This is a genomic window from Sporichthya sp. (assembly GCF_013815995.1).
Lineage (GTDB): Bacteria > Actinomycetota > Actinomycetes > Sporichthyales > Sporichthyaceae > Sporichthya.
Genome location: NZ_JACDFE010000112.1, coordinates 1 through 14,152, shown reverse-complemented (window position 1 = coordinate 14,152; position 14,152 = coordinate 1). Strand labels below are relative to the sequence as shown.

The following is a 14,152-nucleotide window of genomic DNA, read 5'->3' as shown; positions in this document are numbered from 1 at the left end:
GCATCGGCGGCGCGGGCGGCGTCGGGGGCGCCGGTGGCATGGGCGGCGCCGGGGGCGGCACCTGGGTGGAATTGCCGTTTGAGGCGGCACCGTATGGGGGATTCGTCACTTCGCCTGCCTCCATGAACACGGCGGGGATGCTATTCAGCTCGGGTGTCCGATCGGCAAACGCGGCGGAGACGACGAGCGGACTGGCGATGTCCGCAGCTGCCGCCAAGGCCGTCTCAGCTGGGATTTTGATCGTTTCATCATCGTCCGGAGAAGCGGAGAAGTGCTCGGCATAAGCCGTCACCGGGCTGTCGAGCGGCGCGAGCAGGCGCTCCCGCATCCGCTCGAACTCCGACTCGCCGGTGGTCACCGGCTCGGTAAAGGTCGACGCGGCGACGGTGGGTTGGAAGGCCACGGGGGCGTACTCCTCGTACGTCGGGACCGACGGGGCGAACAGGGCCGGCTCGGCCACGACCCCGGGGAGCGAGACCTCGCCCAGCCCGGGGTGCGCGACCAGACGGCGCACGTTCACCATCAACACGACCAGCACGGCAGCACCGGCCAGGATCAGGCCGGCCACGAGGCTGGCCCGGGCGTAGCCCTCGACCTGGGCGTCGATCAAGGTATCGGCGTCGACCTCGCGGCCGGCCAGGTAGTCCGTGGTCCGGTTCGCCCCCACGGTCGAGAGCAGGGCGACCCCGAGCGAGGCGCCGATCTGCTGGGTCGCGTTGACCACCGCGCCGGCGACGCCCGCATCGCGCGGCTGCACACCGTGGGTGGCCGCGTTGAACGCCGGCACGAAGACCGCGCCCATCGCGACCCCCATCAGCATCAGCGCCGGCAGCAGGTCGGTGAAGTAGTCCGAGTCCGCGGTCATCTGCGAGATGAGGATCAGCGCGACGGCGGAGCCGGCGAGGCCGAGGCCCATCAGCACCCGCGGCGCCACCTTCGGCATCAGGCTGCTGATCACCGCGGACGCGATGATCACGCCACCGGTCACCGGCAGGAACGCCACCCCGGTCTTGACCGGCGCGAACCCGAGCACGCCCTGCAGGTAGAAGGTGAGGAAGAAGAAGGCGCCGATCATGCTGAGCGCGGCCAGCGTGATCGCGAGGTTGGACCCGGCCCGGGTCCGGTCGGCCAACACCCGCAACGGCAGCAGTGGGTTCTTCACGATCCGCTGGCTGACCACGAACATGATGAGCAGGCTGAGCCCGACCCCGAGCAGGCCCAGGGTGACGTTCTCGGTCCAGCCGTTCCGCTCCGCCTCGGAGAAGCTGTAGACCACGCACACCAGGCCACCGGTGGCCAGCACGGTGCCGATCAGGTCCAGTCGTCCCGGGTGCTCGCCGCGCATCTCGTCGAGGAACAGGTAAGCGCCGACCACCGAGAGCACGGCGAGCGGGACGTTGATGTACATCGTCCAGCGCCAGTTGGCGTACTCGGTGAGCATGCCGCCGGCGATCAGGCCGACGGCCGAGCCGCCACCGGCCACGACACCGAAGATGGCGAAAGCCTTCGCCCGTTCGTGGGTGTCGGTGAACGTCGTGCTCAACAGCGCGAGGGCGGCGGGTGCGAGCAGGGCACCGAACACGCCCTGCGCGGCGCGGGCGGCCAGCAGGGTCTCCAGGTTCTGCGCCGCGCCACCGACCGCGGACGCGCCGGCGAACCCGATCAGGCCGATCACCATCGCGCGACGCAGGCCGAGGTAGCCCGCGACCCGTCCGCCGAGCAGCAGCAGGCCGCCGAAGGACAAGGTGTAGGCGGTGACCACCCACTGGCGGTCGGCGGCGGCGAGCTGGAGGTCCTCCGACAGCGCCGGCAGAGCGACGTTGACGATGGTGCCGTCGACGACGATGAGCAGCTGCGAGAACGCGATGGCTACCAGGCCGAGCCAACGGCGCTTGTACGACTGCTCGGCCAGGTGCCGTTGCTCAGCCTCCGACGGGACCTCGCGGGCCGCGCCCGGCATCGGCGGCTGCTCGCTCGCGGCTCCGACCGGCACCCGGCGCGCTGGCACCGGCGGCAGGCCCCAGTCGTTCTCGGGGCGTCTGTCGTTCGAGCGTTCTGACATGGTGCTGCTCCAGCGAGCCGGGGTTCAGGCGCCGGGCGGCAGGGTCAGGGTGAGCAGCGGGATCAGCACGTTGTCGACCAACCGGGCGAGCACGTCGTCATCCACCGTCTCGCCGGTGAACAGCAGCCGGGTCAGCACCGTCGCGGTCGCGAGCTGGCGGACCAGGTCGATGTCCGGGTTCCGGATCGCGCCTTCCTCGGCGTACCGGGTGAGCAGCGTCGCGGTGATCGACTGACAGCGCTTGATGTCGGCGCGCATCAAGGTCGCGAGTTCGGGGTCACGCTGCATGGCGGACACCATGCCGGCGAAAAGCGAACCCTTCTCGGACAGGTTGTTACGCAGGTCCCTCAGCAAGGTGACCAGGTCGGTGCGCAGGTCGCCGGTGTAGGTGACGGTGTAGCTGTCGGAGTCGGTGGTGTAGCGGACCGCGGCGCTGACCAGGGCCGGCTTACCGGGCCAGCGCCGGTAGATGGTCGCCTTGCTGGCGCGCGCCCGGGCCGCGACTGCGTCGATGGTCAGACGTTCGTACCCGATCTCGGTGAGCAACTCCGCGCACACCGCGAGGATCTCGCGCTCACGCGGGCTGGCGTCCTCCGTCGCCGCGGCGGCAGCTCCGTCGGAGTCTCTGTCGGCAGCTGCGTCGGGGGCGGCGTCGACCAGGTCCTCGACCGACAGCACCGCGGACGTTCCGAAGGTCTGGGTCACCGAACAACTGTAAGCCGAGGGCCGTACGGATGCGTACAGAGCGCTGCAAAGGCTTGACCGTCCGCAAACGGCGCTGGTCGCGCCTGCGGGCTCAGGAAACGCCCAGGTGCTCGGAGACGGTGATGTCCTCCGGGTGCGCGAGCGTGATCGGGTCGACGTCGACCGCGGTCGGTCCCGGCCCCGCACCCAACCGAACGGTGGCCGTCGACGGCCCGTAGCCGGTGCCAGCAGCGTGTAGTCCCCGGTCGGGACGCCGGTGAAGGCGTACCGGCCCTGGGAGTCGGTGCGGGTGACTGCGCACTCCACGCCGGCGGCGTCGATCAGGCTCACCCGGGCGTCGGCGATCAGCCAGCCCTGCGGGGTCAGTGCCTCACCGGTGATCAGGGTGGCGCGGGTCGGCTCGGTGTTCAGCAGGACGTCGGCCTGGGCCGAGCCCGTCGCGGGCACCACGACGGACTGCGCGTACGGGGCGTAGGCCGGGTGGACCGCCACCAGCAGTGCCTCCCCGGCGGGCAGTCCGGCGAGCTCGCAGCGGCCGACGACGCCGGTGTCCGCCACCGCGATCTGACGTCCCGTCGGATCGAGCAGGCTGACGGCGACGCTCATCAGCGGGCGGCCGATCGCGTCGCAGACCCGGATCGCGAGGACGCCGCCGGCGTTCGAACCCGGCGCCGCGGCGCCGACCGGATGCGCCCGTCAACTAACGCAATTCGGACAAGCCGTCACCCTACGAGGTCGACGGTACGGTTCCGTACTCCGGTGTCCTGGAGCTGCTCAAGACACGGACAGCGGCGGTTATTCCGCACGCAGGAAGATTTCCTGCCAGGTTCGGCGGCGGCCAAGGCCTGGATCGCCTGCCCGGCTACTTCTTCTTCGCGTCGCCGGTCTCGTCGGTCGAGAGCGCAGCGATGAAGGCTTCCTGGGGGACCTCGACGCGGCCCACCATCTTCATCCGCTTCTTGCCCTCCTTCTGCTTCTCCAGCAGCTTGCGCTTGCGGGTGATGTCACCGCCGTAGCACTTGGCGAGGACGTCCTTGCGGATCGCGCTGATGTTCTCCCGGGCGATGATCTTCGCGCCGATCGAGGCCTGGATCGGGACCTCGAACTGCTGACGGGGAATCAGCGTCCGCAGCTTCTTGGTCATCCGGGTCGCGTACTCGGGCGCCTTGTCCTTGTGCACGATCGCGGAGAAGGCGTCGACCGCCTCGCCCTGCAGCAGGATGTCGACCTTGACCAGGTCGGCCTGCTGCTCGCCCTTGATCTCGTAGTCCAGCGAGCCGTAGCCGCGGGTGCGCGACTTGAGGGCGTCGAAGAAGTCGAAGACGATCTCGGCCAGCGGCAGCGTGTAGCGGAGTTCGACCCTGTCCTCGGACAGGTAGTCCATGCCGCCGAGCGTGCCGCGGCGCTGCTGGCACAGCTCCATGATCGTGCCGACGAACTCGCTCGGGGCGAGCACGGTCGCCTTCACGATCGGCTCCCAGATCTCGGAGATCTTGCCGTCGGGGAACTCGCTCGGGTTGGTGACGATGTACTCCTTGCCGTCGTCCTTGACCACGCGGTACACAACGTTCGGGGCCGTGGCAATCAGGTCGAGGCCGGCCTCGCGCTCGAGGCGCTCGCGGACGATCTCCAGGTGCAGCAGCCCCAGGAAGCCCACGCGGAAACCGAAGCCGAGCGCCGCGGAGGACTCCGGCTCGTAGACCAGCGCGGCGTCGTTGAGCTGGAGCTTGTCCAGCGCCTCGCGCAGTTCGGGGAAGTCCGAGCCGTCGATCGGGTACAGCCCGGAGAAGACCATCGGCTTGGGCTCGCGGTAGCCGGCGAGGGCCTTGGTGGCCGGGGCGTGCAGGTTGGTGATGGTGTCGCCGACCTTGGACTGGCGGACGTCCTTGACCCCGGTGATCAGGTAGCCCACCTCGCCGACGCCGAGGCCATCGCTCGGGGTGGGCTCGGGTGAGCTGACGCCGATCTCCAGTAGCTCGTGAGTCGCCTTGGTCGACATCATGAGGATTTTCTCACGCTTCGTCAGATGACCGTCGATCACGCGGACGTAGGTCACCACACCGCGGTAGGTGTCATAGACCGAGTCGAAGATCATCGCCCGGGCCGGGGCATCCGCGTCACCGACCGGCGGAGGGATCATCGCGACGATCTCGTGCAGCAGGTCGGTGACGCCTTCTCCGGTCTTGGCGCTGACCTTCAGCACGGTCTCCGGCTCGCAGCCGATGATGTGCGCGAGCTCGGCGGCGTACTTCTCCGGCTGCGCGGCCGGCAGGTCGATCTTGTTCAGCACCGGGATTACGGTCAGGTCGTTCTCCATGGCCAGGTAGAGGTTGGCCAGGGTCTGGGCCTCGATGCCCTGCGCGGCGTCGACGAGCAGCACGGCGCCCTCGCAGGCGGCGAGCGAGCGGGAGACCTCATAGGTGAAGTCGACGTGACCCGGGGTGTCGATCAGGTTCAGGACGTGGATCTTGCCGTCCAGCCCGGTCCAGGGCAGGCGGACGGCCTGGCTCTTGATCGTGATCCCGCGCTCACGCTCGATGTCCATCCGGTCCAGGTACTGGGCGCGCATGTTGCGCGGATCGACGGCGCCGGTGGCCTGCAGCATCCGGTCCGCGAGCGTGGACTTGCCGTGGTCGATGTGGGCGATGACGCAGAAGTTGCGGATCAGCGCCGGGTCGGTTCGGTCGGGCCGGGGCGACTTCGGGGGCACGCGAAAGATCCGTCCAGTTCTGCGGGGTGGCGGCTCGGCTGCGAGCCCGCTGAGGGTCCAATCATCCCACGGCGACACCCCCGGGCCGGACTTCCGGGCCCGGGGTGCCCGCCCTAAGGTCGGCCGAATGACGGCTCCTACCGCCCGCGGCCCGCGCCCGCTCAGCGAGATCGTCGAGGCGGGCTGGGCCCGCGCCCTGGAACCCGTGGCTCCGGTGATCGCGGGGATGGGCGATTTCCTGCGGGCCGAGATCGCCGCCGGACGGTCCTACCTGCCGGCCGGGGAGAACGTGCTGCGGGCCTTCGCCCGGCCCTTCGACGCGGTCCGGGTGCTGGTCGTGGGCCAGGACCCCTACCCCACGCCCGGGCACGCGGTCGGGCTCTCGTTCTCGGTCTCCCCCTCGACCCGGCCCCTGCCTCGGTCACTGATGAACATCTTCCGCGAGTACTGCGCCGACCTGGACCTGTCGCCGCCGACCAACGGCGACCTGAGCCTTTGGAGCGATCAGGGCGTGCTGCTGCTCAACCGGGTCCTGACCGTTGCCCCCGGCGCCCCGACCTCACACCGGGGCAAGGGCTGGGAGCAGGTGACCGAACAGGCCATCCGCGCCCTGGTCGCGCGCGACGCTCCGCTGGTCGCCATCCTCTGGGGCCGGGACGCGATGACGTTGGCCCCGCTGCTGGGCGACACCCCGAGGGTGACCTCCGCGCACCCGAGCCCGATGTCGGCCGACCGCGGCTTCTTCGGCTCCCGCCCGTTCAGCCGGGTCAACGCGATGCTCGTCGAGCGCGGCGCCGCCCCCGTCGACTGGCGCCTCCCCTAGCCCTCCCCCTCCACCTCGCGGACGTCCGACCGCTGGCGTCCGATAGCCCACGTCCGCTCGGACGCTAAGGCTGGTGGTCGCGGACGCTACGACTGGTGGTCGCGGACCGTCGGGGGCAGCAGGCGGGCGCCGGGGCCGCGGGCAGCGACGAGGTCTCCGGGGTTGTAGAGGGCGCAGCGCTGCAGGGACAGGCAGCCGCAGCCGATGCAGGAGTCCAGGTCGTCGCGCAGCGCCTCCAGGCCGGCGATCTGCGCGTCCAGGCGGGCCCGCCAGTGCTTCGAGAGGCGGGCCCAGTCGGCCTTGGTCGGGGTCCGGGTGTCCGGCAGGTCGGTCAGTGCCTCGCGGATCTCGGCCAGCGGGACCCCGATGTTCTGCGCGGCCCGGATAAAGGCGAGACGGCGCAGCGCGCTGCGCGGATAGCGGCGCTGGTTGCCCGAGGTGCGCTCCGCGGGCACCAGACCTTCCTTGTCGTAGAACCGCACCGCCGAGGTGGCGAAGCCGGACCGGCCGGCCAGCTCCCCGATCGTCAGCAGCTCTTCCGCGGCTCTCATCAATCGACCCCCTTGACTTCAAGTTCACTTCAACTTGCAGTCTGACCACAGTACCTCGGACACCGAGCATGAGGAGAACCTGATGAGTGAGCTGCACACCCCCCGGGCGGTGGTCACCGGCGGCACCCGCGGCCTGGGCCTGGCTCTGACCCGCGAGCTGACCGCCCGCGGCTGGCACGTCGTGATCAACGGCCGCGACGCCGCGGTGCTGGCCGCCGCGGTGGCCGGGCTCCCCCGCCCCGAACGGGTCACCGCGATCGCGGGCGATGTCGCCGACCCGATCCACCGCTCCGCACTGGTCGAAGCCGCGGGGCCGCGCCTGGACCTGTTGGTGAACAACGCCAGCGTGCTCGGCGCCGTGCCGATGCCGGGGCTGGCGGACTACCCGCTGACCGACCTCGAGCACGCCTTCGCCGTCAACACCGTCGCCCCCTTGCGGCTGGTGCAATTGCTCCTGCCGGCACTGCGGCGCAGCGGCGGCCGCGTGGTGAACCTGTCCTCGGACGCCGCCGTCTCCGCCTACCCGACCTGGGGCGGCTACGGGGCGAGCAAGGCGGCCCTGGACCTGATCACCGCGGTCCTCGCCGAGGAGCACCCCGAGGTGCGCTTCTACGCCCTCGACCCCGGCGACATGGCTACCGAACTGGCCGCCGCGGCCGGCGAGGATCCGGCCGGGCGCCCGGCGCCGGAGACCGTGGTGCCCGCCGTGCTGCGCCTGGCCGAGGCCGACCTGCCCAGCGGTCGCTACACGGCCGCTGCGCTGACCCCGATCCGAGCCGGCCGATGACCGCCCGCACCCTGCCCCAGCCCGCGATCCGGTTCAAGCTCGGCCCCGAGCGGGAAGCCGCGGAGCCGCCCGAGCGGCGCGGCCTGACCCGCGACGGCGTGCGGTTGCTGGTGGCCGGCGCCGACGTCGTGGCACACCGCCGCTTCCGCGACCTGCCGGCCCACCTCTCCCCGGGCGATCTCCTGGTGGTCAACACCTCGGGCACCGTGCCGGCCGCGCTCGAGGGCCGTCGCGGCGACGGCCGCGCCACGGTCGTGCACGTCTCAACCGAGCTGCCCGACGGCACTTGGGTCATCGAGCTGCGTCGGCCCGATCGCACCGGGCCGCAACTGGACGGGGCCGCGGGCGAGCGGGTCGAGGTCCGCGGCCGGCTGCGGCTGCGCCTGGTCGCGCCGTACCCGGACCCGACAGCCACCGCCAGCCGGCTGTGGCGGGCCGTCCCGGACAACCCGGTGGCCCTGCTGGACTACCTGGCCCGGCACGGCCGCCCGATCCGTTACGCCCACCCCGGCGGCCGCTTCCGCCTCGACGAGCACCAGACCGTCTACGCCGACCGCCCAGGCAGCGCAGAGATGGCCAGCGCCGGTCGCCCCTTCACCGCCGAGGGGCTGGTCCGCCTGATGGCCCGCGGGATCACCGTCGCCCCGATCGTGCTGCACGCCGGGGTGTCCAGCCAGGAGGCCGGCGAGCCGCCGCTGCCGGAGCGCTTCGAGGTGCCGGCGGATACCGCCCGGTTGGTGAACAGCGCGCGCTGCGCGGGCCGGCGGGTCGTCGCCGTCGGCACCACCGTGGTCAGGTCACTGGAGACCGCGGCCGACGCGGACGGCTTCGTCGAGGCCGCCGCCGGCTGGACCGATCTGGTGCTCGGCCCGGACCGCCCGGCCCGTGTGGTGACCGGCCTGATCACCGGCCTGCACGCCCCGGAGGCCAGCCACCTGCTGCTGCTGGAGGCCGTCGCCGGACCGGAACTCGTCACCCGGGCCTACCGGGCCGCGCTCGGCCGGGACTACCTGTGGCACGAGTTCGGCGACAGCACCCTGTTCCTGCCAACACGTTGTCCCGGTTGACGCCGGTCTGGGCGCGGTCGCATACGCCGATACGTCGGCTGAGGATCAAGGTTGAAACGTGTGTGACAACTTAGGTTCAGGTGCCGTCACTCCAGTACCAACCTTGATCGTCAGCCGTCACTCGACCGCGATCGGGGTGCTGTGGCCGCGCGAAGGGGCCCCCGCTGGCTTCCAGTCAGGGACAGCACCCGTGCTTGCCCTGGCGCGACCGCCGGCGGCTTTACGTGAATATTTCTCGCAATAACGGGTAGGTGCTGTGACGCACTTGCAACGTATGCCCGCCGAACGACCCGAAAGGGCTGATCCGAGATATGGGACTGCTCCGCAAGAACCTTGCCCGCAAATCCGCCAGGGCCGACGCCCGGGTGGCTGCCCTGCAAGAGGAATCGAGAGAGCTCCAACTGCGACGCAGCCAGGCCGAGACAGCCATGGCCCAGTTCGAGTCCGACCGCCTGCGCGCCGATCTCGACGCGTTGCACGCCCGCTACGTCGAACTGGAACGCGCGGTCAGCGTGTCCGGCACCACGCGGACCTGACCTGCCCCGGGCGGCGGCGGCCCGACAGAATTACCCGGTGACCATTTCGCGGACTGCCGCCGCCCTGTTCCTGACCGCCACCCTCGCGCTGACCGGCTGCGGGGGCGATGACGAACCTGCAGTTGCTGCGGACTCCGCGCAGAACAACGCCTCCGCGTACGCCGCGCCCGAGATCACCGCCAACGCGACCGACCTGACCAAGGAGCCCAAGTCCGGTGCTGGCTCCGGCTCGGTCACGGCCCTGCAGATCAAGGACCTCGTGGTCGGCAAGGGCAAGGTCGCCAAGCTGACCGACACAGTCACCGTGCACTACGTGGGCACCCTGTTCTCCGACGGCAAGGTGTTCGACTCCTCGTGGGAGGGTGGCCGGCCGATCTCGTTCTCCCTTGCCCGCGTCGTCCCCGGCTTCGCGCAGGGCATTGAAGGCATGAAGATCGGCGGTCGCCGTCAGATCGTCATTCCCGGAGATCTTGCCTACGGGCCCAACCCGGACCCGCGCAGCGGCATCCCGCCGAACGCCGCGCTGGTGTTCGTCGTCGATCTCACCGCGATCGGCTAGCCGACGGCCTGAATTGACGGAGCGTCAGGCGACGCGGGTGACGTCGACCTCGACGGAGAGCTCGGTGCCACCGGGGCCGGCGTAGACGCCCTTGTGCGGCGGGACGTCCCAGTAGTCGCGGCCGCGCGCGACCAGGACGTGCGCGACGCCGACCGGCTTGCCGTTGGTCGGGTCGTGCGGGGTCCAGGCCCCGTCCCACCACTCCACCCAGGCGTGGCTCTGACCGGTGACGGTCTCCCCGACCCCGGCGTCCGGGTCAGGGTGCAGATAGCCGGAGACGTAGCGGGCCGGGATCCCGAGCCCGCGCAGGAGGCCGACGGTGAGGTGGGCCAGGTCCTGGCACACCCCGGCCTTGGCCTTCCACGCCTCCATCGCGACCGTGTGCACCCCGGTCGACCCGGAGACGTAGGCGACCTCGCCGCGCAGCCACTCCGCGCAGGTGCTGGCCGCATCCGCGGGGGCGGCATCGCCGACCAACTCGCGCACGGTCTCGACCAGGGCGCTGTCCACCGCGGTGTGCGGGGTCGCGGTCAGGTACTCCACGTGGGCGTCGCGGACCCGGGCATCGCGCAGGGTGTCCCAGCCGACCGCCCCGCCGCTGGGCAGCGCGCCGGCGGTCTCCACCACGCTGGTCGCGGTCACGGCCAGGGTGCTGTGCGGCACGTGCACGTCGAAGGCGGTGACGTACGCCCCGAAGTAATCCCAGTACCGGGAGCCGGTGGCGACCGGGCTGACCTGCACCCGGGCATCCAGGGTGGACTGGGTGCCGTCGTTGAGCGGGGTCATCCGGACCTCGTTGTAGGAGGCCAGTACCTCGCCCTCGTAGTCGACGCGGGTGCGGTGCTCGATCTTCAGCCGCCAGGTCATGACGCGACCCCCATGACGGGCGTGCCGTCGGTGGTCCAGGTCAGCTGGGCGATCCGCGGGAAGTAGCGCGCCGCGATCGCCTCGTTGACCATCGAGCAGGTGGCCTGCAGGCCCTCCAGGTCGGCGGAGAAGTCGAGCAGCAGATCGTCCGGGCTGCGGAACTCCAGGTCGGCGCGGGCCCGGCCGAGCAGTCGGCGAGCGTCGTCGGTGACCCCGCTGCGCCCGGCATCCGGGTCCAGCATCGTCAGGCACCGCTCGGCGTTGCTCAACGCGGCGAACACCGACCGCGGAGAGAGCCGGTCGAGCATCAGGAACTCCGCGGCGCGGTTCTCCTGGACCGGTCCGCGGTAGGTGCGCAGGTAGCTCTCGTAGGCGCCGCAGCTGCGCAGCAGCGTTCCCCAGGTCGGGGCGCGACCGCCGGGCAGCGTGCGGAGCATCAGCAGCCGGGCGGTCATGTCGGCACGTTCAAGGCTGCGGCCGAGGGTGAGGAAGGTCCAGCTCTCGTCGCGGCTCATCGTGGAGTCGACCAGCCCGGACATGATCGCCGTCGATTCCCGCACCCAGGCGAAGAAGCCGTGCGGGCCGAACCGGTCGGCCCGGCGACGCTGCTCGGGCAGGTCGATCCAGGTCGAGTTCAGCGCCTCGAAGATCTCCGCCGAGATGGTCTCCCGGGTACCGCGGGCGTTCTCCCGGGCCGCGGACAGCGAACCGGCGATCGAACTCGAATTCGCCTGGTCGTAGGCGAGCTGGGCGAGGACCTGCGCGGCGGACTTCGCCTCCGCGCCGTCGTCGACGCCCATCACCTCCATCAGCGAGGCGCACACCCGCGGCTCGTCCACCCACGGGTCCTCGACCAGCATCTGGACGTGCACGTCGAGGATGCGCGCGGTGGAGTCGGCGCGCTCCAGGTAGCGCCCGATCCAGAACGTCGACTCTGCGATCCGGCTCAGCACGACGAACTCCCCTGCTGCTGGGACTGCTCCTGGGACTGCTCCTGGGACTGCTCCTGGGACTGCTGCTGCTGCGCGGCCTGCCGGTGCAGGGCCGGCACCGCACCGAGATGACGGGGGCCGGGGGTGGAGGTGGTGCCCCGCGGTGCCCGATGCGAGGGCTGGACCGGCTCCTCGGCCACCAGCGGCTTGGCCGGTTCCTCGTCGCTGTCCGGGCCGGCCAGCACCCAGGTGTCCTTCGAACCGCCGCCCTGCGAGGAGTTCACCACCAGCTGCCCCTCGGGCAGCGCGACCCGGGTCAGTCCACCGGGCAGCACGTAGATCTCCTTGCCGTCGTTCAGCGCGAACGGGCGCAGGTCGACGTGACGGGGCCTCAGCTGATCGTCGATCAGCGTCGGCACGGTGGAGAGCTGGACGACCTTCTGTGCGATCCAGCCGCGCGGGTCGGCGGCCACCCGGACGGCCAGCTCGGCGAGGGTGTCCGCGTCAGCCCGCGGGCCGATCACGATGCCCTTGCCGCCGGAGGCGTCCACCGGCTTGAGCACCAACTCGCCCAGGTGCGCCAGCACCCACTTCATCGTCTCGGGCTCGTCGAGGCGGTAGGTATCGACGTTCTTGAGGAGGGGCTCCTCGCTCAGGTAGTACCGGACCATCTCCGGCACGTAGCTGTAGACCAGCTTGTCGTCGGCGATGCCGTTACCGACCGCGTTGCAGATCGTCACCCCGCCGTCCCGGGCGGCGTTGAGCAGACCCGGGCAGCCGATCACCGAACCGGAGTCGAAGTGCAGCGGGTCGAGGAAGTCGTCGTCGATGCGTCGGTAGATGACGTCGACCCGCTTTTCCCCCGACGTCGTGCGCATGTAGACGCGGTTGCCGCGGCAGACCAGGTCGCGGCCCTCGACGAGCTCGACGCCCATCAGCCGGGCCAGCAGCGCGTGCTCGAAGTAGGCGGAGTTGTAGATGCCGGGGGTGAGCACCACGACCTCGGCGTCGGCCCGTCCGTCCGGAGCGGCCGCGCGGGCCGCGGCCAGCAGGCGCTGCGGGTAGTCCGAGACCGGCATGATCCGGTGCGCGGAGAACGCCTCGGGCAGACCGTGGGTCATCGCGCGCCGGTTCTCAATGACGTAGCTGACCCCGGACGGGGTGCGGATGTTGTCCTCCAGCACCCGGAACTCGCCGGCCTCGTCGCGGATCACATCGATGCCCGAGACCAGGACTCGCACCCCGTTGGCCGGGGTGACGTCGGCGGCTGCCCTATGGAAATGGGCGGAAGTGGCAATTAATCGGCGCGGCACCACCCCGTCGGCGAAGATCTGCCCGGAGTCGTAGACGTCGGCCAGGAACGCCTCCAGCGCCCGCACCCGCTGCGCCACGCCCGCGGAGAGCACCGCCCACTCCTCGGCGGTGATGATCCGGGGCACGATGTCGAGCGGGAAGGGCCGCTCCTCCCCGCCGAGGGCGAAGGTGACGCCGCGGTCGAGGAAGGACAGGGCGAGGGCGTCCGCCCGGGCCCGCAGTTCGTCGCTGGGCAGCATGCGGACGACGTCGTGAACGGCCTCCGACGACGCCCGTGGGCGCCCGGTGGCGTCGAACATCTCGTCCCAAGCCGCCTTGAGCGGATAGTCCTGGAAGAGATCTGCCATCGGCTTAGCGTATGCCCGCGCTGTTTCGTCGAGTTTTCTCGGCCGGCCAGTTCGGGACTTGGGCGCGAACTGCCCAGTTTCGGGGCCCGATACACCGCGGTTTGGCCGCCCGGGCCGGGCGCTGGTAATCTCGGCGGTCGCGCTTGGCGTGCGTTCTCGTGCGCCTGCGTTCCGATGGATCCCTAGACAGACCGAGGCGAGCTTTTCCGTGGCGAACATCAAGTCGCAGATCAAGCGCAACAAGACCAACGAGAAGGCGCGTCTGCGCAACAAGGCCGTCCGGTCCTCTTTGAAGACCTCGGTCCGCAAGTTCCGCGAAGCCGCCGCCGCCGGCGACACCGAGGCTGCGGGCACCCTGCTCAAGCAGGCCTCCCGCCAGCTGGACAAGGCCGCCAGCAAGGGCGTCATCCACTCCAACGCCGCCGCCAACAAGAAGTCGGCGATGGCTCACGCGCTCGCGAAGGTCGGCAGCTAACTCCCGACCGCGCGCTCCTGACGCCCCGCCCCGGGTTTCCGGGCGGGGCGTTGCTCTTTCTCCGGACCTCCCGATTCGAGGCATCCGCGCGTCATCCGGCGTTCACCCTCCGGCAAGGACGATCCGAAACCCTCTCGGGATGACCTCCGCCGGTGGCCACTGGGTGCGGGTCCGGTTCTCGGACGCCACGAGCCGGCTGGACTGGATCCCGGCCGAGCAGCCGCCCGCCCCGGACAGCGGGCCCGGTGCCTGGCACGTCATTCCGGACCCGGCCGGTGGGTCCTCGCGGTGGGAGTGGCATGCCGGGTCCTCCCCCCGGCCATTCATCGCCCCGCTCGCCGAGCAGGCCGCGCCGCCGCCCACCGATGTCTACGAGACGCAACCGCTCCCGCTGCAGGTGGTCCCGAACCGGCCGGC

Annotated in this window: 13 protein-coding genes and 1 pseudogene; 7 read left to right on the top strand and 7 right to left on the bottom strand. The window is 70.8% G+C overall.

Translation table 11 applies throughout. The annotated features are described in order from the left end of the window. The 3 genes from H0X00_RS13590 to lepA all read right to left on the bottom strand — a co-directional run. Positions 1-2,062: MFS transporter (locus tag H0X00_RS13590; protein ID WP_293771812.1), on the bottom strand; the 2,062-nt coding region annotated here is incomplete at its 3' end. Between the two features lie 24 nt (positions 2,063-2,086). After that, positions 2,087-3,373: a TetR/AcrR family transcriptional regulator C-terminal ligand-binding domain-containing protein gene (locus tag H0X00_RS13585; RefSeq protein WP_293771809.1), complete on the bottom strand. Its 1,287-nt coding sequence runs from the start codon at positions 3,371-3,373 to the stop codon at positions 2,087-2,089. A gap of 256 nt (positions 3,374-3,629) precedes the next feature. Beyond that, positions 3,630-5,477, bottom strand: coding sequence for a translation elongation factor 4 (gene lepA / locus H0X00_RS13580; RefSeq protein WP_293771806.1), 1,848 nt, complete (start codon positions 5,475-5,477; stop codon positions 3,630-3,632). Positions 5,478-5,604: 127 nt separating this feature from the next. On the opposite strand from lepA, the gene H0X00_RS13575 reads away from it, so the two are divergent. After that, positions 5,605-6,300 (top strand): uracil-DNA glycosylase, encoded by a 696-nt coding sequence (locus tag H0X00_RS13575; protein WP_293771803.1) that lies wholly within the window; start codon positions 5,605-5,607, stop codon positions 6,298-6,300. Positions 6,301-6,386: 86 nt separating this feature from the next. Here the strand turns inward: H0X00_RS13575 and soxR are convergent, their stop codons facing one another. Continuing rightward, entirely contained in the window at positions 6,387-6,851 is a 465-nt protein-coding gene (soxR, locus tag H0X00_RS13570) for a redox-sensitive transcriptional activator SoxR (protein ID WP_293771800.1), read from the bottom strand. 82 nt (positions 6,852-6,933) lie between these two features. Here soxR and H0X00_RS13565 point away from each other — a divergent pair, with 82 nt between their 5' ends. The 4 genes from H0X00_RS13565 (at position 6,934) to H0X00_RS13550 (ending at position 9,800) form a co-directional block, all read left to right on the top strand. Beyond that, a complete protein-coding gene (locus H0X00_RS13565; RefSeq protein WP_293771798.1) occupies positions 6,934-7,638 on the top strand; it encodes an SDR family oxidoreductase in 705 nt (234 codons plus the stop codon). After that, a complete protein-coding gene (locus H0X00_RS13560; protein ID WP_293771795.1) occupies positions 7,635-8,705 on the top strand; it encodes an S-adenosylmethionine:tRNA ribosyltransferase-isomerase in 1,071 nt (356 codons plus the stop codon). Before H0X00_RS13565 ends, H0X00_RS13560 begins: the two co-directional genes overlap by 4 nt. A gap of 311 nt (positions 8,706-9,016) precedes the next feature. Further along, entirely contained in the window at positions 9,017-9,241 is a 225-nt protein-coding gene (locus tag H0X00_RS13555) for a hypothetical protein (RefSeq protein WP_293771793.1), read from the top strand. A 37-nt stretch (positions 9,242-9,278) separates the two neighbouring features. Next, positions 9,279-9,800: an FKBP-type peptidyl-prolyl cis-trans isomerase gene (locus H0X00_RS13550; protein WP_293771791.1), complete on the top strand. Its 522-nt coding sequence runs from the start codon at positions 9,279-9,281 to the stop codon at positions 9,798-9,800. A 24-nt stretch (positions 9,801-9,824) separates the two neighbouring features. Here H0X00_RS13550 and H0X00_RS13545 read toward each other — a convergent pair whose 3' ends face one another. Genes H0X00_RS13545 through H0X00_RS13535 form a run of 3 tightly spaced genes read right to left on the bottom strand, consistent with a single transcriptional unit; the run spans position 9,825 to position 13,260 of the window. After that, entirely contained in the window at positions 9,825-10,667 is an 843-nt protein-coding gene (locus H0X00_RS13545; RefSeq protein ID WP_293771788.1) for a transglutaminase family protein, read from the bottom strand. Then, entirely contained in the window at positions 10,664-11,620 is a 957-nt protein-coding gene (locus H0X00_RS13540) for an alpha-E domain-containing protein (protein ID WP_293771786.1), read from the bottom strand. Before H0X00_RS13540 ends, H0X00_RS13545 begins: the two co-directional genes overlap by 4 nt. Then, positions 11,614-13,260 (bottom strand): circularly permuted type 2 ATP-grasp protein, encoded by a 1,647-nt coding sequence (locus tag H0X00_RS13535; RefSeq protein ID WP_293771784.1) that lies wholly within the window; start codon positions 13,258-13,260, stop codon positions 11,614-11,616. The genes H0X00_RS13540 and H0X00_RS13535 overlap by 7 nt, the downstream gene beginning before the upstream one ends. 208 nt (positions 13,261-13,468) lie before the next feature. Here H0X00_RS13535 and rpsT point away from each other — a divergent pair, with 208 nt between their 5' ends. Beyond that, complete coding sequence (rpsT, locus tag H0X00_RS13530) at positions 13,469-13,735, top strand: 30S ribosomal protein S20 (RefSeq protein WP_293771782.1); 267 nt, start codon at positions 13,469-13,471, stop codon at positions 13,733-13,735. Between the two features lie 139 nt (positions 13,736-13,874). Further along, positions 13,875-14,152, top strand: a pseudogene (locus H0X00_RS13525) (hypothetical protein); the annotation flags it as partial.